The sequence below is a fragment of the Solibacillus sp. FSL W7-1324 genome (genome assembly GCF_038008025.1).
Lineage (GTDB): Bacteria > Bacillota > Bacilli > Bacillales_A > Planococcaceae > Solibacillus.
The window spans coordinates 2,731,634-2,754,078 of record NZ_JBBOYH010000001.1 but is presented as its reverse complement, the minus strand read 5'-3'; the positions used below and the strand labels follow the sequence as shown (position 1 = coordinate 2,754,078).

The window sequence follows — 22,445 nt, the reverse complement described above, 5'->3', positions numbered from 1 at the left end:
CCATTCATCTAAAAAGTAGATTGTTTATATCCAAACTATATATTGTTTATATTATTTCGAAAACTTTAAAATGTAAATAAGGGATTGAAAGAATGAGGGGGAATGAATATGAGTTTTCATCAGTTACCAGAAGCACAAGGGTTATATAATCCTGAATTTGAACATGACGCATGCGGTATCGGCATGTATGCAAATATAAAAGGAATACCTTCACATCAGATTGTAAAAAAAGGATTGGAAATGTTATGTCGCTTAGAACACCGTGCAGGACGCGGCGGGGACGGCAAGACAGGTGATGGGGCAGGGCTGTTAGTTCAAATCCCACATGCGTTCTTTCAACAAAACTGTACGGAACTTAATTTACCTGAAATGGGTGAATATGGTGTCGGTCAGGTTTTCTTTACAGAAAATGAAGACGAACGCCTAAAAATTGAACAAAAGATGAACGAATTAATTGAACAGGAAAATCAGCAACTAATCGGCTGGAGAACTGCTCCGACAAATAAAGAAAATTTAAGTGAGATTGCTAAATCGACTGCACCGGTTGTTCGCCAAGTATTTATTCGGTCAAACGAAAACGACAATAAGGCATTCGAACGGAAATTATATGTCATCCGCAAACAGCTTGAACATTGGGCAACGGAGCAACAATTCGAACTGTATATACCAAGTCTTTCAAGTCAGACGATTGTTTTTAAAGGTTTGCTTTCACCAGAAGAAGTAAGTGAATTTTATGTGGATCTGCAGGATGAAAGCTTTGTATCCGCATTGGCACTTGTGCATTCACGTTACTCAACGAATACATTTCCATCTTGGAAACGGGCCCATCCGAACCGCTATATTATCCATAATGGGGAGATAAACACATTACGCGGCAATATAAACTGGATGCGTGCACGTGAGCAGCAGTTCGTATCTGAAGCGTTTGGGGATGACCTTGAAAAGCTATTGCCGATTATTGATACGACAGGTTCGGATTCTTCGATGCTTGATAATGCCTTTGAATTTTTCGTATTAGCTGGACGTTCACCTGCAGAGACAGCGATGATGATGATTCCGGAGCCATGGACAGAAAATCCGCGCATTGATGAAGATCGCAAAGCGTTTTATCAATATCATGCCAGCTTAATGGAGCCATGGGATGGACCGACTGCAATTTGCTTCACGGACGGCAAACAGATCGGAGCAATTTTGGACCGTAACGGCTTGCGACCAGGAAGACTGTATGTGACGAAAGACGATCATGTTATTTTCTCATCTGAGACAGGGGTTGTCGATTACGCTGAGGAAGACATTCTTTATAAAGACCGATTAAGCCCAAGTCGCATGCTGTTAATTGATTTGGAACAAGGGAAAATCATTTCGGATGACGAGCTGAAATCTGCAGCAGCGGCAGAAAAACCGTATGCAGCATGGCTGGAAGAAAATATGATCAAACTTGAAGAGAAGGATGAGCAGTTACCGGAAATTAATGATCTTACTTTACGCCAGAAAATTCACGGTTACACATTTGAGGACATACAAAAGTATATTGTACCTCTTGCAAATGAAGGAAAAGATCCGCTTGGTTCAATGGGAAATGATACACCATTAGCTGTTCTGTCAGATAGACCGCAATCCTTATTTAATTACTTTAAGCAGCTATTTGCACAAGTAACGAACCCGCCGATTGATTCGATTCGTGAACATGTCGTGACATCGACAATGACATTGCTTGGAGCGGAAGGCGATTTATTACAGCCAAATGCACAAAATGCACGTCGCCTCTTGCTGAAAACGCCGGTTTTAACGACTGCAGAATATGAGCAAATCGTAAATAATAACGAAGAACATTTTGAAGTGGCGGAAATCTCGCTAAAATTCACGGAAAATTTAGAAAGTGAACTTAACAGAATCAAAACAGAAGCAGAAGCGGCAATCTTTGGCGGCAAGACAATCATTGTACTGTCTGATTATATGGATGACGCCAAGCAGCTAACAATGCCTGTTCTTCTGGCAGCGAGTACAATCCATCAATATTTAGTACGAATCGGTTTACGTACGAAGGCAAGCATTATCGTTAACAGTGCGGAAGTTCGGGAAGTTCATCATTTTGTTGCGCTAATCGGCTTCGGTGTTGATGCGATTCACCCGTACTTAGCATATGCAACGATTGATGAAGCAATTGAAAAAGGTCATTTATCTGTACCGTTTGAAAATGCGGTTCAAAAATTCAGAAAAGGTGCAGCGGACGGTGTCGTAAAAGTAATGTCGAAGATGGGGATTTCTACAGTCCAATCTTATCGCGGTGCCCAAGTATTCGAGGCAGTCGGAATTTCAAAAGAAGTGATTGACGAATACTTCACAGGTACAGCTTCACAAATTGACGGCATTGACTTACAAACAATCGGTGAAGAAGCGAGACGCCGCCATGAGGAAGCAATGCAGTCGATGTCAGCACAACTGCAATCAGGTTCAGATTTCCAATGGCGTGCAGATGGGGAGCATCACGCATTCAATCCGAAAACAATCCATACTCTTCAGTGGGCTACACGTAAAAATGATTTCGGTTTATACCGGATGTATGCGGAAATGGCCAATGAGGAGCGAATCGGGTTTTTACGTAATTTATTCGACTTTAAAAAGAATGAACGCAAAATCCCGATGGAAGAAATCGAGTCAGTGGATTCCATTGTGAAACGCTTCAAATCAGGGGCTATGTCGTTTGGTTCGTTATCGAAAGAAGCACACGAAACGTTAGCAGTAGCGATGAACCGCCTAGGCGCACGCTCAAACTCTGGTGAGGGTGGGGAAGATCCGGCTCGTTTTACAATCGAACCGAATGGTGACAACAAGCGCAGTGCAATTAAACAAATTGCTTCAGGACGTTTTGGGGTGAAATCGCATTATTTAGTAAATGCCGATGAGCTGCAGATTAAAATGGCGCAAGGAGCGAAACCGGGCGAAGGCGGTCAGCTGCCAGGCAATAAAGTATATCCATGGGTAGCGGATGTACGCGGTTCTACTCCTGGGGTAGGGTTGATTTCACCGCCGCCGCATCACGATATCTACTCAATCGAGGATATGGCACAATTAATTCACGATTTAAAAAATGCAAACCGTCATGCAAGAATTTCAGTAAAGCTCGTAGCAAAAGCGGGTGTTGGTACAATTGCTGCCGGTGTTGCTAAAGGGGCAGCAGATGTTATCGTCATTTCAGGCTATGACGGAGGTACAGGGGCGTCGCCGAAAACATCAATCAAGCATACTGGCTTGCCGTGGGAGCTTGGTTTAGCAGAAGCGCATCAAACATTAATGCTCAATGGACTGCGCGACCGCGTGACACTGGAAACAGACGGTAAGCTCATGACGGGCAAAGATGTTGTAATGGCAGCACTTTTAGGAGCAGAGGAATTTGGCTTTGCGACAGCACCGTTAATCGTTTTAGGCTGTGTTATGATGCGTGCCTGTCATTTGGATACTTGTCCAGTAGGCGTAGCGACACAAAATCCTGAACTTCGTGCTAAATTTATGGGTTCAGCTGATCATGTTGTTAATTATATGCGTTTTGTTGCAGAAGAAATGCGTGAATATATGAGTATTTTAGGATTCCGTACTGTGGAAGAGATGGTCGGTCGTACAGATGTACTGCAAATTGCTGATCGTACGGCAAAACATTGGAAAGCAAGCCAGCTTGATTTAACGGCATTGCTTCATCAAATCCAAGGAACACGCACGAAGCAGCATCAGCAAAACCATAATATAGAGGAAAGCTTTGATTTACGCGAGTTATTGCCGAAAGTGTCAAAGGCCATTGAGGGCAATGAACGCATCGAATTAAATTATCCGATTAAAAATACAGACCGTGTAATGGGTACGATTATCGGCAGTGAAATTTCCCGCAAGTACGGGGAAGCAGGCTTACCTGATAACACAATTAACTTAACGTTTACAGGTCATGCCGGCCAAAGCTTCGGCGCATTCATCCCAAGAGGCATGTCGATGCGCGTAATCGGGGATGTGAATGATTACTTCGGTAAAGGTTTGTCAGGAGGTAAAGTGACAGCCATTGCACCGATTAAAGGTGATCAAGAGAAAAACGTCATTGCCGGAAATGTTTGTTTATACGGGGCAACAAGCGGTAAAGCCTTTATTAACGGGCGTGCAGGACATCGATTCGGTGTTCGTAATTCAGGTGCTGAAATCGTTGTTGAAGGGATTGGAGATCACGGCTGTGAGTATATGACTGGCGGTAAGATCATTGTATTAGGTGATGTCGGTCAAAACTTTGGTGCCGGAATGTCTGGAGGAATCGGCTATATTCTGCCGAGTGACGAAGAAAAATTCAAAGCACAATGCAATATGGAAATGATCCACTTTGAGAAAATGACAGACAAAGCGGAGATCGAATCTGTTCGTCAGTTAATTATTCAGCATTTGGAAGAAACAGATAGTACCTACGCATTGGATGTATTAGCGAAGTGGGAGCAATTTATTCCGAAGTTCGTCAAAGTTGTGCCAACGGATTATAAGATAATGGTAGATAAAATTAATCAATACACTGCAACTGGGTCTGCGAAAGAAGATGCAGCAATGCAGGCATTTACGGAAGTGACGACTAGTCAGAAGAAGCTTGTAAGCACAAAATAAGAGGGGGTTTCTAGCATGGGAAAAGCAACGGGTTTTATGGAATTCAAACGAGAGAAAGTTCAGGAACAACGACCACTAGAGCGTCTTTCAAATTGGGGTGAATATACAAGCAGGCTATCTGATGAAAAATTACAGACACAAGGTGCGCGCTGCATGGATTGCGGAACACCATTTTGCCATATGGGGATTGAAATTCGCGGTACTGCAGCAGGGTGTCCGATTCAAAATGTCATCCCTGAATGGAATGACTTAGTCTATAAAGGGAAATGGCAGGAAGCGTTGGAACGTTTGCATATGACGAATAATTTCCCTGAATTTACCGGCCGTGTCTGCCCTGCACCATGTGAAGGGTCTTGTACACTGGCTATAACAGATCCGGCTGTAGCGATTAAATCAATTGAACGTACGATCATTGATAAAGGGTTTGAAAACGGCTGGATCACACCGCGTATCCCGGCAACGCGTACTGGCTATAAAGTGGCGATTGTCGGTTCAGGTCCTGCCGGCTTAGCAGCTGCAGATCAACTGAACCAGCTTGGCCATTCTGTAACAGTGTTCGAACGTTCCGACAGATTTGGCGGGTTATTAATGTATGGTATCCCGAATATGAAGCTGGAAAAAGATGTGATTGAACGTCGTGTTCATTTATTATCATTGGAAGGCATCGATTTCGTTGCAAATACAGAAATCGGTAAAGATATAACAAAAGAGCAATTACAAGCAGATTTCGATGCGGTCATTTTATGTACAGGAGCTCAAAAACAACGAGTTCTTCATCTAGAAGGAAGCGATGCAGGCAATATTCATTTAGCGATGGATTATTTAACAGATGTTACGAAAAGCCTGTTAGATTCTGATTTTGAAGATAATCAGGCATTAAATGTTGAAGGAAAAGATGTCATTGTAATTGGGGGCGGTGATACAGGGGCTGACTGTGTAGCAACAGCACTTCGTCAAAAATGCCGTTCTGTCTACCAATTCGGTAAACATCCGCAACAGGCCACTACTCGTACAGATGAAACGATGTGGCCAAAAGACCCGAACATTTACACAATGGATTACGCTTATGCCGAAGCAGATGCAAAATTTGGCCGTGATCCACGGGAATATTGCATTCAAACTACGAAAATAGAAAAAGATAGCGATGGTAATGTAAAAGCACTTCACACAATTCAAATGGAAAAAATTCTTGGTGAAGATGGCTTCCACTTCTTTAAAGAGTTGCCGGGTACTGAGAAAGTATGGCCGGCTCAGCATGTATTTGTCGCAATCGGCTTTGAAGGTGCTGAAAAAGAAACGCCGGAACATTTCGGAGTAGAATTAACAAACAACCGCATCCGTGCATCGATTAAAGACTACGAAACAAGTATTCCTGGTGTATTTGCAGCCGGTGATGCACGCCGAGGCCAAAGCCTTGTCGTATGGGCAATCAAAGAAGGCCGCGGAGTAGCTGCGAGTGTTCATTATTATTTAAGTGAAGTGCTAGTGAAAAATTAATAGAACCGTTTAAACGGATTTTACACACTGCAAAAACGTCATTTTTCTCCCATAGAAAAATGGCGTTTTTTAGTTTTGCTCAAACTTTAAATATTTTTGGGGGAATTTAATAACAACCATTTTAATAAGTGAAATTAATTCTCAATTAAAGGATTGCTATTGAAAAAATGAAAAGCTAAATTATTACTATTTAAATAGTAGAAATAAACTGCAGTAACGCGTTTTCTAAGATTGATAGGGATTTTTTAATTAAAATCATTCTAAACTATTTGCAACCCACAATCATTTCGGTTAAGATTGGTAATGAACTTAATTTGGCGTACAGAAAGTATGCAAATGAATATTTGGAGGTAATTTAATGTCAACATTAGAAATTAAAGATCTTCACGTTGAAATCGACGGAAAAGAGATTTTAAAAGGTGTAAATCTAACTATCAATACAAACGAAGTACATGCGATCATGGGTCCTAACGGTACTGGTAAATCGACATTAGCTTCTGCAATTATGGGTCACCCAAAATATGAAGTAACTTCAGGTGAAATTTACCTTGATGGTGAAAATGTTTTAGAAATGGAAGTAGATGAGCGTGCACAAGCTGGTTTATTCCTTGCTATGCAATACCCATCAGAAATTCCTGGTGTAACAAACGCGGACTTCTTACGTTCAGCAATCAATGCTCGTCGTGAAGAAGGACAAGAAATTTCATTAATGAAATTCATCCGTGAATTAGATAAAACAATGGAATTCCTTGAAATGCCTGAAGAAATGTCTCAACGTTACTTAAACGAAGGCTTCTCAGGCGGTGAGAAAAAACGTAACGAAATTCTACAAATGATGATGATCAAACCAACATTCGGTATTTTAGATGAAATCGACTCTGGTTTAGATATCGATGCATTAAAAGTAGTTTCAAAAGGTATTAACGAAATGCGCGGCGAAGGTTTCGGCTGCTTAATGATCACTCACTACCAACGTTTATTAAACTACATCACTCCTGACCATGTTCACGTAATGATGCAAGGTAAAGTTGTAAAATCAGGTGGTGCTGAATTAGCACAACGCTTGGAAGCAGAAGGTTATGAGTGGATTAAAGCTGAATTAGGTATTGAAGATACTGAAGAAGTAACAGAAGCATAATTAAGGAGGACGACGAAGATGACGGTTGAAACAAAATTAGCGTTATCAGCAGAAGAAGTACGCTCGTTCTCGCAAAAACATGCTGAACCAGCAACATTTGCTGATTTCCGTGTGAGCGCAATGGAAAAAGCTGCTGCGCTTGACTTACCAAAACCAGACAGAACGAACATTAGCAAGTGGAACTTCATTGATTTCCCTAACCACACAGTAGAAAGCGCTCCATTCAATTCATTGGAAGAGCTGCCTGTAGAAGTGAAATCAGTAGTTGATATTGAAACACAAGAAAACCTGTATATCCAACGCAACAATACACCGGCGTTCATTAAAGTATCAGAAGAACTGAAAAACAAAGGTGTAATTTTCACGGATATCCAAACAGCGGTTCGCGATCATAAAGATTTAGTTGAAAAATACTTTATGACGACAGCTGTAAAAGTGGATGAGCATAAATTAACTGCTTACCATGCAGCACTAGTAAACGGTGGTATTTTCGTATACGTACCACGCAACGTTGTAATTGAAGCACCTCTACAAGTTGTATTTTTAAATGACGATGCAGAAGCTTCATTATTTAACCACGTGTTAGTAGTAGCGGAAGAGTCTTCGGCTGTTACTTATGTTGAAACTTATATTTCTACATTTGATGAAGCACATGGTCAAGTAAACGTTGTAACAGAAGTAATCGCAAAAGATAATGCACAAGTAACATTCGGTGCAGTCGACAACTTGGCTCATGGCTATACTTCTTATGTAAACCGCCGTGGACATGCTGAGCGCGATGCAAAAATTGACTGGGCATTAGGTTTAATGACGAACTCAGATACAATTTATGAAAATACTACAAACCTAGTTGGCGACAACTCTACTTCAGATTTCAAAATGGTAACTGTAGGTAGTGGAGATCAAAAACTTAACTTCACAACATTAATCCGTCAATGGGGTAAAAATTCTGACGGTCAAATTTTAAAACACGGTGTAATGAAAGATTCTGCACAGTCAATCTTTAACGGAATCGGTCATATTATGCATGGTGGTACAAAAGCAAATGCAGAACAAGAGTCTCGTGTATTGATGCTTTCAGAAGGTGCACGCGGTGACGCTAACCCGATTTTATTAATTGATGAAGATGATGTAACAGCAGGACACGCGGCATCTGTTGGACGTGTTGACCCAACTCAACTGTACTACTTAATGAGTCGTGGTATTTCTAAAGCAGAAGCAGAGCGCCTTGTAATTCATGGATTCCTTGCGCCAGTTGTTGCTAAATTGCCAATCGAAGGCGTTAAAAAGCAGCTGACGGAGGTTATCGAAAGGAAAGTTCGATAATGATACCTAACGATATTAAAAGTTATTTTCCAATTCTAAATCAGGAAGTCAATGGACATCCTTTAGTTTATTTGGATAGTGCGGCCACATCTCAAAAGCCGATTCAAGTTATTGAAGCAATCTCAAATTACTATAATTTAGATAACTCAAACGTTCACCGTGGTGTTCATACACTTGGTAACCGTGCTACGGATTCCTATGAAGGTGCTCGTGAAAAAGTTCGTAAATTCATTAATGCTAGTTCAACACAAGAAGTAATTTTCACTCGTGGTACAACGACAGCACTTAATACAGTTGCTGCAGGCTATGGTCGCCAAAATGTACAAGAAGGTGATGAAATTGTCATTACGTACATGGAACACCATTCAAACATTATTCCTTGGCAGCAGCTTGCAAAAGAAAAAGGCGCGGTATTGAAATATATCGACCTTGAAGCAGACGGTACAATTTCACTGGAAAAAGTACGTGAAACAATTACGCCACAAACGAAAATTGTTTCTATGATGTATGTTTCAAACGTATTAGGTACGATCAACCCGATTAAAGAAGTTGCACAGATTGCCCATGAAAATGGTGCGGTAGTTGTTGCTGATTTAGCTCAGGCAGCACCGCATCTGAAGGTAGACGTTCAAGATCTGGATGTAGACTTTGCAGCATTTTCAGGACATAAAATGTGTGCACCAACTGGAATTGGGGTACTATATGGTAAAAAGGCGCTTCTTGAAGAAATGGAACCAGTAGAGTTTGGCGGAGAAATGATTGATTTCGTAGGTTTATATGAATCAACATGGAAAGAGTTGCCGTGGAAATTCGAGGGTGGTACGCCGATTATTGCAAGTGCAATTGGCTTAGGTGCCGCAATCGACTTTTTAGAGGAAATCGGATTAGACAATATTGCAGCCCACGAACATAAGTTGGCTGGTTATGCAATGGATCAATTGGAAACGATTGATGGTCTTCAGATTTTCGGTCCACGTGACCCGATGAAACGATGCGGACTTGTTACATTCAACCTAGATGACGTGCATCCACATGATGTAGCGACAGTATTGGATATGAGTGGAATCGCAGTTCGCGCAGGACATCATTGCGCCCAACCTTTAATGAAATGGCTTCAAGTAACAGCAACAGCACGAGCAAGCTTCTACATGTACAATGATGAAGAAGATGTGGATCGTCTAGTTGCAGGATTGCGCTCAGCGAAGGAGTATTTTGGCGATGTCTTTTAATAATTTAGATCAACTTTATCGTTCCGTAATTATGGACCACTATAAAAACCCTCGTAACAAAGGGGCTCTTGAAGAAAACAGTGTGACAATCGATATGAATAACCCTACTTGCGGTGACCGTATCCATTTAACATTGAAGCTAAACGATGGGGTCGTAGAAGATGCGAAGTTTGATGGAGAAGGCTGTTCTATCTCCATGTCTTCAGCCTCAATGATGACTCAAATTGTCAAAGGCAAAAAATTGGACGAAGCTTTGGAACTGGCAGATATTTTCTCGAAAATGATGCTGGGCGAAGATTTTGACGATGAAAAGTACGACCTTGGGGATGTTGAAGCACTGCAAGGTGTAGCTAAATTCCCGGCCCGTATTAAATGCGCTACATTAGCTTGGAAAGCGATGGAAAAAGGCGTAAACAACGAAAAGAAATAAACAGTAGTAAGGCTAAAGTGTGTTTATGCACATTTTAGCACTTCTCAATAGATGAACGGAGGAGACAACATGGCTAAAAAAATGCCTGAAATCGGCGATTACAAGTATGGCTTCCATGACAAGGACGTATCTATTTTCCGTTCTGAACGTGGACTTACAGCAGATATCGTTCGTGAAATCTCAAGTATGAAGGAAGAGCCACAGTGGATGCTTGACTACCGCTTAAAAGCTCTTGAAAAATTCTATGAAATGCCAATGCCTCAATGGGGCGGTGACCTAGCGTCATTAAACTTCGATGAAATTACGTATTACGTAAAACCATCTGAAGCAACAGAACGTTCTTGGGATGAAGTACCTGAAGAAATCAAAGCAACATTCGATAAATTAGGTATTCCTGAAGCTGAACAAAAATATCTAGCAGGTGTATCTGCTCAGTATGAATCTGAAGTAGTTTACCACAACATGAAACAAGACCTTACTGACTTAGGTATTGTGTTCAAAGATACTGACTCGGCATTAAAAGAAAACGAAGAAATCTTCAAAAAACACTGGGGTACAGTAATCCCTTATACAGATAACAAATTCGCAGCATTAAACTCTGCAGTTTGGTCTGGTGGTTCATTTATTTATATGCCTAAAGGCGTTAAATTAGACACACCATTACAAGCATACTTCCGTATTAACTCTGAAAATATGGGTCAATTCGAACGTACGCTAATCATCGTAGACGAAGATGCATCAGTACACTACGTAGAAGGTTGTACAGCACCAGTTTACACAACAAACTCTCTACACTCGGCTGTAGTTGAAATCATCGTTAAAAAGAACGCTTACTGCCGTTACACAACGATCCAAAACTGGGCGAACAACGTTTATAACCTTGTTACAAAACGTACAGTTGTTGAAGAAAACGGTACAATGGAATGGATCGATGGTAACATCGGTTCAAAATTAACAATGAAATACCCTGCTTGTATCCTTAAAGGTGAAGGCGCACGTGGTATGACATTATCAATTGCCATTGCAGGTAAAGGTCAACACCAACACGCTGGTGCGAAAATGATTCACTTGGCACCAAACACATCTTCAACAATCGTTTCAAAATCGATTGCTAAACAAGGTGGTAAAGTTACGTATCTTGGTCAAGTAAGATTCGGTAAAAATGCTAAAGGTGCACGTTCGAACATCGAGTGTGACACATTAATCATGGATAACGAATCTACTTCTGATACAATTCCTTACAACGAAATCTTAAATGATAACGTTTCTTTAGAGCACGAAGCGAAAGTTTCTAAAGTATCTGAAGAGCAATTGTTCTACTTAATGAGCCGTGGTGTTTCTGAAGAAGAAGCGACAGAAATGATCGTAATGGGCTTCATCGAGCCATTCACAAAAGAATTACCAATGGAATATGCAGTAGAAATGAACCGTCTAATCAAATTCGAGATGGAAGGTTCTATCGGATAATTTTTATCCAGGCACCTGTCTTCGATTTATCGGAGACAGTTTTTTTTATTGCTGGATGTCTCTTGAATATTTACTTTGACTAAAATCTCTCTTAGTATGACTAAAAAATGCCGAAGTTGGCCAAATAGCAAGTAGCGTTGACTAAATTGCTAAATAAGATGACTAAATTGCTAAATAACTTGACTAAAATTATTTGCCGGGCGTCCCATACCTCAAATGCAAACCTGTTAATTTAACAAAATTGTGTTGAATTCGTGAAGAAATAAACAACTTTACTAGAAAGATTTAAGAAAGCGCAGAGTATCCATTTACAATAATTGTATTAGATGGAATAATAGATTTAGATATATACATAAAGGAGCGACAAAATGGAAAACTTATTTTGGCCAGTAGTTTTAGGGGTTCCGGGTGCTGTAGTAGTAGTTGCAGTAGCACTCACTTTTTGGGCTTTAGGGGAAAAGAAGAACGGTAAGATGATGAAAAATGAAGAACATGAAGGTATTATTAAATAATATTAAAATGGCTTCAAACGACTGCTTATGCGTTTGAAGCTTTTTTCTATTTTAAGTTGGAAACAAAGTTTTCGATTTCCTGTTGTGTTTTACGGTCTTTGCTGACGAAACGACCAAGTTCCTTGCCATTTTCATAGGCTAGAAAGCTCGGAATACCAATAATGCCTAAATCAATACATAAGTCCAGAAACTTATCACGGTCAACTTTAACGAATGTATATTCGGGAAATTTTTCAACGACTTCCGGCATAAACGGATCAATAAAACGGCAATCTCCACACCAGTCGGCTGTAAATTCGAAAATAACGGCTGAACTGCTTTTAAATTGCTCAAATTCCTCTGTTGATTGTAAAATATGCATAAACTTGTCCTCCTTTTTTCTATTATTATGATAGGAAATGTAGCTTTTTGCAATGAATGACCATTGAAAAGGGTAAGGTATTATACAATGCTAGAGAGGTGAAGAACGATGATTTCAATCGGCTTAACTGGTTGGGGAGATCACCCGGAAGTATATAGTGAAGTTACTGCAGCAAAAGATAAATTATTTGATTATAGCGGGCATTTTCCTGTCGTAGAATTAGATACGTCCTTTTATGCAATACCATCACCGGCAAACGTTGAGAAATGGTGCAAAGAAACACCGGATAGCTTCCAGTTTGTCGTGAAGGCTTATCAGGGCATGACAGGTCATTTACGCGAGGAACTGCCTTTTGAGACGAAAAATGATATGTTCAACGCATTTCGAAATTGCGCCGATACATTTAAAAAGCATGGTAAGCTTGCAATGGTTCTTGTTCAGTTTCCTCCTTGGTTTGACTGCCAAGGAAAAAACGTTCAATATATTCGATATATAAAGCAACAATTACAAGGTTATCCAATTGCCATTGAGTTTCGAAACCAGACTTGGTACAGCCCGCAAATGAAAGAGAAGACACTGCAGTTTTTGAAGGATCATGAACTGATTCATACGGTCTGTGATGAACCGCAGGCAGGAAACGGCTCTGTTCCTTTTGTTCCGATTGCTACAAGTGGGAAGGTACTTGTACGTATTCACGGGCGCAATGTACATGGCTGGCGAAATATAGGACATGGGGAGAACTGGCGCAAAGTTCGGTTTTTATATGATTATAATGAGGAAGAATTGCAGAAACTTGCAGAGGAAGTAAAATTTTTGGCACGCCAGTCAAAACATGTTTTCGTCTTATTTAATAATAATTCGGGAGGACATGCAGCAAAAAATGCAAAGCGAATGCAGCAAATTCTTGATCTTGAATTTGATGGTTTAGCGCCAAAGCAATTAGGTCTTTTTGAAGAATAATGTAGAGCGAGGTGGCAATGCAAAAGTGCGAGAAGTAATTCATATATTCCATACAAATGATTTGCATAGTCATTTTACGTACTGGAAGCGCAGTCAGTCGTTTATTCAAATACAACGTCAAATACTGGCCGGAAAAGGTGAAACTAGCTTCTTGGTTGATTTAGGAGATCATTTGGACCGTTCCAATTTATATACAGAGGCAACACTAGGCAAAGGGAATATCAAAATGCTGAATGATGCTGATTATGATGTAGTGACAATCGGAAACAATGAAGGCATAACGCTCTCCTATAATCTGCTTTATCAGCTATATGATGATGCAAAGTTCGAGGTAGTTGTTGCCAATCTATATTCACAATCAGAACAAAATCCTCAGTGGATGAAACCTTATACAATATTAACTACTCAGTACGGCACAAAAATCGCTGTAATAGCTGCAACTGCCCCGTTCGATCTGTTTTATAAGGAACTTGGCTGGGACGTTACAAACCCGCGCAAAGAGCTTGTGAAGCTGGCATTTGAATTAAAAAAACAGGCGGATATAATCGTTTGTTTATCTCATTTAGGCATTACCGAAGATGAATTGCTGGCACAGGAATGCCCAATCATCGATGTGATCTTCGGTTCACACACACATCATGTTTTTGAAAAAGGTAAAGTAGAAAATAATGTCCTTTTAACCGGAGGCGGAAAGTTTGGACAGTATACCGGTCAGTTAACGATGGAATTTGACCACGTGTCTCGTAAATTAGTAGAAAAATCAGATCAATTATATGAAAATGCTCTTTTACCGACTGTCGAAGAAGAAGAACAATGGTTGTCTAATCTACAAAAAGAAGCAAAGGCTATAATGGAAAAACCTATTTTCACTTTAACGAAACCATACAATAAAGAATGGTTTCACCGCTCCCAATTATCGGATTTATTTGCAGAATGTATGTATGATTATACAGAAGCGGATTGTGTCATGTTCAATGCAGGAATCTTTGTTGAACCATTGCGTAAAGGGTTAATTTCTACATATGATATTCATAAAATTTTTCCCCATCCGATAAATATATGTGTTGTACAAATAACAGGTAATGAATTAAAAGAAATTTTCACTCAATCGGAAAATGAAGAATGGCCGCGTCTTGAATTAAAAGGCCTTGGCTTTAGAGGTGTTATTTTCGGGAAAATCTTGAATTACGGTATTGAGATGACGAAGCAGCGAGAACTTTATATTAACGGAGAACTCATGGTGCCGGATCGAATTTACCGTTTAGCAACGCTGGATCTGTTTACATTCGGCTATTTTTTCCCAAGTTTTAAGTATGCAAAAAAACAATATATGCTGCCGGAATTTATCCGGGATGTGTTTAAAAATTATTGTATGAAAAAGTTTCAATAAAATTTCCCAAAAGCCCCTTTCCAATTATATAATGAACGTAATAGTAGAATGGAGAAATTAGTATAGATGCGATTAATATCGATAAATGTTTTGAAAGAAGGTATGGCAGTCGGCAGAACGATCTGGAATGAAGCCGGACATCCGCTGCTTCATAAAAATGTCATTGTAACTAGCCGGATTATTGAAAGGCTGCGAGCACTAAATATTCATTATTTATACATTGATGATAAACTATCAGCCGGAATTGAAATTGAAGAAACGATTGAGCCGTTAAAAAGAATGGAAGCCGTTAAAAACATGGCGAAATCGTTCGAAAATGTAAAGAATGCGAAACGGAATCAGGCATCATATGTACTTGATCAACAGTCAAAAGTAATTGGCTTAATTGTCGATGATATTATGAATGCGATTATTAATAGCGAAGAAGTATTAATGGTGCTGACGGATGCTTATTTGTATGACAAATATATTTACCAGCATTCATTCCAAGTAGCCTTGTATTCAATCGCGATTGCTAAAGAAATGGGCTATTCATACGAAGACATACGATTAATTGGAATTGGGGCAATTTTACATGATGTGGGAAAGCTGCTTATTTCGCCGGATATATTATTAAAGCCGAGTAACTTAACGGATGAAGAGTATGAAGAGATGAAAAACCATGCCCGTTACGGGTTTGATTTATTACGCAATTTACATTCAGTATCATTGCTTGTAGCACATTGCGCGTTCCAGCATCATGAACGTATTGATGGGAGCGGATATCCGCGAGGTCTTGTTAACAATGAAATTCATCCGTTTGCAAAAATTATCGCTGTTGCGGATGTATTTGATGCGTTGACGTCCAATCGGATTTACCGAAAGAAAATGTTGCCGTCAGAAGCGATATCTATCATCAGTAGGGGTGACGGGAAGCAATTTGATGCAAAGGTAATGGAGGCTTTCCGACGGAGTGTCGTCCATTACGCAAATGGATCAATTGTCCTGCTGTCAGATGAACGACGGGGAATTGTATCAAAGCAAAATATTGTTGATGTGACACGTCCTTGGATTCGTATTTTCCAGGAAAACGGCAAAATGTTGGACGCTACATATGAAATATGTTTAAGTGATTACCCGACTGTCGACATAAAAAAAGTCGATGTAGATTTTGAAGTAAATGTAGTATAGAAAAATCCTCCTGCTCATATTTTATGGGAAGGAGGATTTTTTTTGCGTTTTCGTAAAAGAAAGTGGAATTCCTATGGCAGAAGAAGGGGCAAAATGCATAATGCCGTAACGGTCGTTATCGTCAGTATTATCGGTATGGTTTGTTTTAGTATATATGTAATTAACGATAGATTAATGCCAACCTATTTACAGTACGCTGAAGTCCAAACATTCAAAGTAGCTTCATATGTTGTGAGTAAAGCAATTAATTCAAGGACATCAAGTGTGCTTGATGTAAATGATGTCATTGTCGATTTACCGACCCAATCAGACGATATGATTACGACAAAATTCAATACGGAAATCATTAACCAAGTACGGGCAGAAACAACAGCTTTAGTAAAAGAGTATTTAGAACAGGCCGAAAATGGAGATTTATCACATTTGCCGAATTTGGAAAATGTAGAATATGACGTAGGTAAAATGGAAGCCGGGGACGGAATTGTATTTTTCGTACCGTTAGGGCAGGCTTTAAACCTTCCGATTATCGGGAATTTAGGGCCGAAAATACCGATTCGCTTTCATATTATCGGGAATGTAAGCAGCGATGTTGAATCAACAGTAAGTGAATTTGGCATAAATAATGCAATTGTAGAAGTGAATTTGCTTATTGGAGTAAATGTCCAGATTATCGTGCCATTTGCCAGCAAGTCAGCAGCAGTCGAACAGAAAATCCCGATAGCAATTGGTTTAGTAAGAGGAACAGTGCCGCATATTTATAGTGCAGGTGAAGGGGCACAGCCGTCTATCGAAGTACCAATCCCTTATGAATAGTAACTTAATTACGATAAATTCAAATAATAAGAATACTCTGTTGTTGGAAAGTGGTTAATATGATACTCTGACATCAGAACATCGTAGCATTTGAGTGAGGGGAGTAAATGATATGACATCTTGTAAACCAACCAATCCGAGGGAAGAACACTTGCGCAAACCGGAATGGCTAAAAATTAAGCTGAATACGAATGACGAATACAAAGCATTAAAAAAATTAATGCGAGACAATAATTTGCATACGGTATGTGAAGAAGCTCGCTGCCCGAATATCCACGAATGCTGGGGTGAGCGCCGTACAGCAACAATGATGATTTTAGGCTCTGTATGTACGCGTGCATGCCGTTTCTGTGCAGTTAAAACTGGTTTGCCTAATGAACTGGACTTGGCTGAACCGGAGCGCGTAGCAGATTCTGTTGCGTTAATGAATTTAAAACATGTTGTTATTACAATGGTAGCGCGTGATGACCTGAAAGACGGGGGTGCGGAAGTATTGGCGGAAACGGTGCGTGCAATCCGCCGTAAAAGCCCGTTAACTTCTGTGGAAGTACTACCATCTGATTTAAGCGGCCGTGAAGAAAGTTTACGTATTCTAATGGATGCAAAACCGGACATTTTAAACCATAATATCGAAACGGTACGCAGTCTGACACCACGTGTTAGGGCAAAAGCGACATACGACCGTTCACTGGAATTTTTACGCAGAGCAAAAGAAATGCAGCCGGATATTCCGACAAAATCTTCTTTAATGATCGGTTTAGGAGAAACGTTAGAGGAAATCTATGAAGTAATGGATGACCTGCGTGCAAACAATGTTGATATTATGACAATCGGACAATATTTACAGCCGACAAAAAAACATTTGCCGGTAAAAAAATATTACTCTCCAATTGAGTTTGGCAAGCTGCGTAAAATCGCTATGGAAAAAGGCTTCAGCCATTGTGAAGCAGGTCCGTTAGTACGCAGTAGTTACCATGCTGATGAACAAGTGAACGCAGCAAAACAATCAAGTGTCACATTGTAGAAAATAGACGTTTTACTTAAGTTAGGCGGGTATCATAATACACACCGAAAAACGGACTATAGCTGATTTCACCATATTTACCTATAAAATTTGTTGTGAATATTGCTTTCATGTTCAATATTCATTAACATGGAAATAGATAGGTGGTGTCTAGTTTGATTATTGCAGATGGGTATGCTTATGAAGTGATCGAAAATGTACGGGAAGGTTTTCAGGAAGATGCATTTATCGCACGATACTCAGATATTTTATCGAAATATGATTATATTGTAGGGGACTGGGGTTATGGTCAGCTACGTTTAAAAGGATTTTTTGATGATAAAAATCAAAAATCCACGTTTGATACAAAAATTAGTACGATTCAAGACTATTTGTACGAATATTGTAATTTTGGATGCGCCTATTTTATACTTCAAAAAACAGGGCGTGCACAAGAACAGAAGAAAGAACAAATAGTTGCACAACAAACTGAGGCAGAAGAGCCGGTTGAATCAGCTGAATAACGTACAAAAGAGGAGGCGTCGTATGGCGCCCCCTCTTTTTTAGCTTAATAGTTCACGTAAATATTCACGTAAATCGACCGTCTCTTCTTCTGTACGGTTATATACATGCTCAAGATAACCCGGCTCCTCCACATCATCCGCTCCGATAATAGCGAAACGTCCGAACTGGATATCAAGAACAAGCACTTTTCCGAAAAAGCGACTACTTTGCAATATGGCTAAATCATAACGCTGAGTCTTTCCTGCAAAGCTGACGAAGCGCGTTTTTGTATCTTCTACATCATCATATAAGAAAAATCGTTCCATTTTGTTTTGTACCCCTTCCATCTCTATAGAATATGGTACTATATAAAGGAAAACACTATCAACTTTTATTGATTGAATGGAGGCTTTATCTATGTACTTCGTAGATAGAAATAAAATTACAAACAACTTAGCACACTTGGACGAGTTACTGGCGATCTTTGAATCGACAGAAAACTGGTTGGCAGATGATATTCATAAGCTGGCATTACAACGTATCGGCCATAATGTAATGGAAGCGATGATGGATGTAGGAAACTTGGTGATTGACGGCTTTATTATGCGTGATCCTGGAAGCTACGAAGACATTATCGATATTTTCGTTGATGAAAAAGTGATTACAGAACAGATGGATGCACCATTGAAAGCGGTTGTCGGCTTACGCAAAATGATCGTTCGTGAATTTATCGCTGTAGATAGTGAAGAAATTTTAAATGTATTAACAGCAAACTTAAATATACTGAAACAGTTCTCCCCAAAAGTTCACGATTACTTAACGAATGAATTAGGACCTGTTTCAGCATTTTTACCAGAGGAACAGGCATAATGTTCCCTTATAAAGCGTATTGCTTTGATTTGGACGGGACAATCTATCGGGGGAGTGAAGCGATCGATTCTGCCGTGAAATTTGTTCACCTTTTGCAGGATGAGGGAATCGAGCCGTATTACTTAACGAACAATTCATCGAAAACCCGCGAAAGACTGCAACAGGTTTTACAGGATATGGGCATAGATGCACCGCTTGATCATATTTATTCAAGCTCGCTTGCAACGGCAGCGTATGTTGCGAAGATGAGTACAAACAAAAAAGTGAATGTTGTCGGGGAACTTGGCATTCGTACTGCTTTGATCGATCAAGGGCTGGAGATTACCGATGAGCAGAGCGATGTGCTTGTTATGGGCATCGACCGTCAAATCTCATATGAGAAACTTGTAAAAGCATGCGACTATGTCCAGAATGGCGCGAAGCTCATCGGAACAAATGGTGATATTAAATTTCCGAATGAAACGGCTTTTACTCCCGGAAATGGTTCATTTGTTCAATTAGTGGCAAATGTATCGGGGGTTACACCGATTTTCGTGGGAAAACCATCACCGGTTATGCTGCAGATCATTGCCGAAGAGCACCACTTTGAAAAGAGCGAAATGGTCATGGTCGGGGACAATTATGATACCGATATTTTATGCGGGATAAATTTCGGCTGTGATACGATTCATGTCAATACGGGAGTTACTCCTGCTGAAATTGTAAAACAGCAAGCCAAGCTGCCTACGTATTGTGTAGACAATTTAATGGAATTTACTAAATAAAAAAAAATCCGGTGCGGGGCGTTTACCACATCGGATTTTCTTCTATATATTTATAAATGCGCTTCGTCAGCTCTTCTGGAGTATCTGCCTCAACGATATCGCCGTTCACAACGGCATAAAAGTTTTCGGCACATTTCGTGCAGTAGCTTAAGCAGCCATATTCCAATACATCAATATCAGGATCTTGCTCCAGTTGTTCATATGTTTGTTGCGCACCATTTGCTAAATTGCTGATGCAAAATTCGACTAATGGATTTAACATGTTGTCACCTCACTATTAGCAATCCTACTTTTTTTTGCAGCGAACGTCAATTTCTCCGATTTGATATCTTTCAATACATGTTTGAATATGCTGCAATTGCACCAAAATAAATAAAATAGGAGAATAATAAAATTATGTGAATAAATTCACAAAATATCATTTAATATATTGTGAAACTTATCACAAACAGTTATAATACTTATGGAAACTTTGTGAACACAATTATGATGCGTTAAAGCTTCGTAATTGATTACTTACAGATATGAGGGAATATGCTATGCAAAAGTTAGTATTATTAGGTGGCGGCTACGGAAATATGCGAATTTTACTTCGTCTATTACCAAGCTTACCGGCAGATGTAGAGATTACATTGGTAGATCGTACACCATTCCATAGTTTGAAAACAGAATTTTATGCACTTGCTGCAGGTACATCAACAGATAAGGAAGTCCGTGTTGCATTTCCGGAACATGAGCGCTTAAAATGCGTGTACGGAGAAGTAGTACGCATCGACCGCGAAGATAAAAAAATTTACTTGGGTGACGGCGAAGAGCTTTCGTATGATCAGCTTGTTATTGGTTTAGGCTGTATCGATAAATATCACGGAGTGCCGGGTGCCGATGAATTCACATACAGTATTCAAACAATCGCCAAATCACGTAAAACTTTCGAAAAAGTATGCGGATTGGCTCCAGGTTCGACAGTTGCCATTATTGGTGCAGGTCTTTCAGGGATCGAGCTTGCAAGTGAACTACGTGAAAGCCGTTCAGATTTAAATATTAAATTATTTGACCGCTCACACCGTATTTTACGCGATTTCCCGGAAAAACTAAGTGAGTATATAAAGTCCTGGTTTATTAAACACAACGTCGATGTAATTGCGGAATCGAATATTACACGTGTGGAAGAAGGCCGTTTATACAACCATGATGAAGTCATTGAAGCTGATGTAATCGTATGGACAGCTGGGGTACAGCCTGTGAAAATCGTTCGTGAGCTGGATGTTGAAAAGGATAAATTCAATCGTCCGATCATTACGGATCATTATCATGTAGTTGGAGATGAAAATGTATTTGTAGTAGGAGACTGTGCTTCTTCTCATTTACCTCCAACAGCGCAACTGGCTGAAGAACAGGGTGAACGTATCGTTAAAGTATTAAAAATGCGCTGGAAAGGCGAGCCGCTTCCAGAAAAGCTTTCAGAAATCAAAATGAAAGGTTTTATGGGCTCCCTTGGTAAAAAGCAAGGCTTCGTTCATCTCGCTGATACAACGGTAACAGGACGCATTGCACGCCTTATGAAGTCGGGTCTGCTTTGGTACTATAAAAAGCAGAACGAAAACTAAAATTGAGTCCCTGCAAAGGAAATCAGTTGCACTTTAAACAAAAAAATTCAATTTCCTTTAGGAGAAAATTGAATTTTTTGTTTATGTTATAATTTACTCTTCAGTTGATATAAAGCCTGCCGATTCGAGCGCTGTAAATACAGGCTTGATCTGCACATAGCCTTCACCAACTACTTCATCATTGACTAGAACTAAAGGGTAGAAAAATTCATCTTCTTGAATACGGTTTGCATAATCTTGATCACGTTCATTATCAATTACACCTTCAATATCGATATAGCGGATAGTAAACGGGTGTTCCGGATATTTTCGTGAAATTGCAGCTTGGAGCCATTCGTATGTATCTTTGGAAGAAGGTGCATTTACACAGCTGGCACAGATGATGTCAGCGCCGAATACTTCTATAACTGGATGAGATTGTGACATAGGAATTCCAACCTTTCGTTATTCAATAATGGATTTTTTTGCTCCTTCACATTATAATGATTTTAATGAAGGGAGTCGAGCAAAATGACAGAAACAGAACAATATGCACAAGTACAAGAAGTTTTAGATAAATTACGTCCGTTTTTATTACGTGACGGCGGAGACTGTGAATTGGTAGATATTGAAGAAGGTATCGTAAAATTGCGTTTATTAGGCGCATGCGGTAGCTGTCCAAGTTCTACAATCACATTAAAAGCAGGTATCGAACGTGCGCTGTTAGAAGAAGTGCCAGGTATCTTCGAAGTAGAACAAGTTTTCTAATTCAAATTGAAAGAGCTGCCAAGAAAGT

At 39.8% G+C, this 22,445-nt stretch carries 21 protein-coding genes and 1 pseudogene; 18 read left to right on the top strand and 4 right to left on the bottom strand.

The window, feature by feature from the left end:
• Positions 1-108: 108 nt before the first annotated feature.
• The 8 genes from gltB to MKY71_RS13705 all read left to right on the top strand — a co-directional run bounded on the left by gltB (position 109) and on the right by MKY71_RS13705 (position 12,228).
• Positions 109-4,629, top strand: a complete 4,521-nt coding sequence (gene gltB, locus MKY71_RS13740; protein WP_340732953.1) for a glutamate synthase large subunit — start codon at positions 109-111, stop codon at positions 4,627-4,629.
• Between the two features lie 15 nt (positions 4,630-4,644).
• Positions 4,645-6,126 (top strand): glutamate synthase subunit beta, encoded by a 1,482-nt coding sequence (locus tag MKY71_RS13735; protein WP_340732952.1) that lies wholly within the window; start codon positions 4,645-4,647, stop codon positions 6,124-6,126.
• A gap of 358 nt (positions 6,127-6,484) precedes the next feature.
• Entirely contained in the window at positions 6,485-7,264 is a 780-nt protein-coding gene (gene sufC / locus MKY71_RS13730) for a Fe-S cluster assembly ATPase SufC (protein WP_008408673.1), read from the top strand.
• 18 nt (positions 7,265-7,282) lie between these two features.
• Entirely contained in the window at positions 7,283-8,590 is a 1,308-nt protein-coding gene (gene sufD, locus MKY71_RS13725; RefSeq protein WP_339172854.1) for a Fe-S cluster assembly protein SufD, read from the top strand.
• The gene (locus tag MKY71_RS13720; RefSeq protein WP_339172851.1) at positions 8,590-9,819 is read left to right on the top strand and encodes a cysteine desulfurase; all 1,230 of its coding nucleotides are present in this window, start codon (positions 8,590-8,592) and stop codon (positions 9,817-9,819) included. The genes sufD and MKY71_RS13720 overlap by 1 nt, the downstream gene beginning before the upstream one ends.
• Positions 9,809-10,249: a Fe-S cluster assembly sulfur transfer protein SufU gene (gene sufU / locus MKY71_RS13715; RefSeq protein WP_008408670.1), complete on the top strand. Its 441-nt coding sequence runs from the start codon at positions 9,809-9,811 to the stop codon at positions 10,247-10,249. Before MKY71_RS13720 ends, sufU begins: the two co-directional genes overlap by 11 nt.
• A 69-nt stretch (positions 10,250-10,318) precedes the next feature.
• Complete coding sequence (gene sufB, locus MKY71_RS13710; protein ID WP_339172847.1) at positions 10,319-11,716, top strand: Fe-S cluster assembly protein SufB; 1,398 nt, start codon at positions 10,319-10,321, stop codon at positions 11,714-11,716.
• Between the two features lie 368 nt (positions 11,717-12,084).
• The gene (locus MKY71_RS13705) at positions 12,085-12,228 is read left to right on the top strand and encodes a hypothetical protein (RefSeq protein WP_339172844.1); all 144 of its coding nucleotides are present in this window, start codon (positions 12,085-12,087) and stop codon (positions 12,226-12,228) included.
• Between the two features lie 46 nt (positions 12,229-12,274).
• On the opposite strand, the gene MKY71_RS13700 is transcribed toward MKY71_RS13705, so the two are convergent.
• Positions 12,275-12,628 carry a thioredoxin family protein gene (locus MKY71_RS13700; RefSeq protein WP_445265751.1) on the bottom strand — a complete coding sequence of 118 codons (354 nt, stop codon included), beginning with the start codon at positions 12,626-12,628 and terminating at the stop codon, positions 12,275-12,277.
• Positions 12,629-12,697: 69 nt separating this feature from the next.
• Here MKY71_RS13700 and MKY71_RS13695 point away from each other — a divergent pair, with 69 nt between their 5' ends.
• The 6 genes from MKY71_RS13695 to MKY71_RS13670 all read left to right on the top strand — a co-directional run bounded on the left by MKY71_RS13695 (position 12,698) and on the right by MKY71_RS13670 (position 18,449).
• On the top strand, positions 12,698-13,549 hold the full coding sequence (locus MKY71_RS13695) for a DUF72 domain-containing protein (protein ID WP_340732951.1): 852 nt from the start codon (positions 12,698-12,700) through the stop codon (positions 13,547-13,549).
• A gap of 25 nt (positions 13,550-13,574) precedes the next feature.
• Complete coding sequence (locus MKY71_RS13690) at positions 13,575-14,939, top strand: bifunctional metallophosphatase/5'-nucleotidase (protein ID WP_340732949.1); 1,365 nt, start codon at positions 13,575-13,577, stop codon at positions 14,937-14,939.
• A 66-nt stretch (positions 14,940-15,005) separates the two neighbouring features.
• Positions 15,006-16,109 carry an HD-GYP domain-containing protein gene (locus MKY71_RS13685; protein WP_340732948.1) on the top strand — a complete coding sequence of 368 codons (1,104 nt, stop codon included), beginning with the start codon at positions 15,006-15,008 and terminating at the stop codon, positions 16,107-16,109.
• A gap of 42 nt (positions 16,110-16,151) precedes the next feature.
• On the top strand, positions 16,152-16,922 hold the full coding sequence (gene yunB, locus MKY71_RS13680; protein WP_340732947.1) for a sporulation protein YunB: 771 nt from the start codon (positions 16,152-16,154) through the stop codon (positions 16,920-16,922).
• A 112-nt stretch (positions 16,923-17,034) separates the two neighbouring features.
• Positions 17,035-17,946: a lipoyl synthase gene (gene lipA, locus MKY71_RS13675; protein ID WP_340732946.1), complete on the top strand. Its 912-nt coding sequence runs from the start codon at positions 17,035-17,037 to the stop codon at positions 17,944-17,946.
• A gap of 155 nt (positions 17,947-18,101) precedes the next feature.
• The gene (locus MKY71_RS13670; RefSeq protein ID WP_340732945.1) at positions 18,102-18,449 is read left to right on the top strand and encodes a YutD family protein; all 348 of its coding nucleotides are present in this window, start codon (positions 18,102-18,104) and stop codon (positions 18,447-18,449) included.
• Between the two features lie 39 nt (positions 18,450-18,488).
• Here MKY71_RS13670 and MKY71_RS13665 read toward each other — a convergent pair whose 3' ends face one another.
• Complete coding sequence (locus MKY71_RS13665; RefSeq protein ID WP_339172824.1) at positions 18,489-18,755, bottom strand: DUF3055 domain-containing protein; 267 nt, start codon at positions 18,753-18,755, stop codon at positions 18,489-18,491.
• 91 nt (positions 18,756-18,846) lie between these two features.
• On the opposite strand from MKY71_RS13665, the gene MKY71_RS13660 reads away from it, so the two are divergent.
• Positions 18,847-19,299 carry a DUF86 domain-containing protein gene (locus MKY71_RS13660; RefSeq protein WP_340732943.1) on the top strand — a complete coding sequence of 151 codons (453 nt, stop codon included), beginning with the start codon at positions 18,847-18,849 and terminating at the stop codon, positions 19,297-19,299.
• A complete protein-coding gene (locus MKY71_RS13655; RefSeq protein ID WP_340732942.1) occupies positions 19,299-20,063 on the top strand; it encodes a TIGR01457 family HAD-type hydrolase in 765 nt (254 codons plus the stop codon). The genes MKY71_RS13660 and MKY71_RS13655 overlap by 1 nt, the downstream gene beginning before the upstream one ends.
• Before the next feature lie 22 nt (positions 20,064-20,085).
• On the opposite strand, the gene MKY71_RS13650 is transcribed toward MKY71_RS13655, so the two are convergent.
• Positions 20,086-20,325, bottom strand: a complete 240-nt coding sequence (locus tag MKY71_RS13650; RefSeq protein WP_079524177.1) for a YuzB family protein — start codon at positions 20,323-20,325, stop codon at positions 20,086-20,088.
• A 277-nt stretch (positions 20,326-20,602) separates the two neighbouring features.
• Between MKY71_RS13650 and MKY71_RS13645 the strand changes: the two genes are divergently transcribed.
• Entirely contained in the window at positions 20,603-21,670 is a 1,068-nt protein-coding gene (locus MKY71_RS13645; protein ID WP_340732940.1) for an NAD(P)/FAD-dependent oxidoreductase, read from the top strand.
• Positions 21,671-21,763: 93 nt separating this feature from the next.
• On the opposite strand, the gene MKY71_RS13640 is transcribed toward MKY71_RS13645, so the two are convergent.
• Entirely contained in the window at positions 21,764-22,096 is a 333-nt protein-coding gene (locus MKY71_RS13640) for a YuzD family protein (RefSeq protein WP_340732939.1), read from the bottom strand.
• Between the two features lie 28 nt (positions 22,097-22,124).
• Here MKY71_RS13640 and MKY71_RS13635 point away from each other — a divergent pair.
• Positions 22,125-22,417 (top strand): annotated as a pseudogene (locus MKY71_RS13635) (NifU family protein).
• Positions 22,418-22,445 lie beyond the last annotated feature (28 nt).